This window comes from Phormidium sp. CCY1219 (genome assembly GCF_055795085.1).
In genome coordinates, this window is sequence record NZ_JAYFEQ010000491.1 from 1 (window position 1) to 253 (window position 253).

The 253-nt window shown below is 38.7% G+C and carries 1 protein-coding gene; it reads right to left on the minus strand.

The genetic code is table 11. The features are described 5' to 3' along the window. Positions 1-59: 59 nt before the first annotated feature. A partial coding sequence (locus AC0QH1_RS12855) for a hypothetical protein (RefSeq protein WP_324631537.1) occupies positions 60-253 on the minus strand: 194 nt, incomplete at its 5' end.

Here is a 253-nt window from a genome sequence, read left to right on the forward strand (position 1 = left end):
CCGCGTTACTTTAGTACGCGGAGGAAGTTCGACTCAGGCGGTTTTAACCGCCGTGAGTCTTAAAATAAACTTAGTTGCTCTCCATCTGTTCTCTTGGGTTTCCGAGTACGTTTGGTTTTAGTTTTGTTGATTTGAGTAGAGAACTCAGAAGTATCAAAAAGATTAAGTTGAGTAGTATTGATTGGTTGATTAATTACGGGTTTGACCACTTTAAATTTTTGCTTAACCAGTTCCCCAAACCCATAACTAAAAC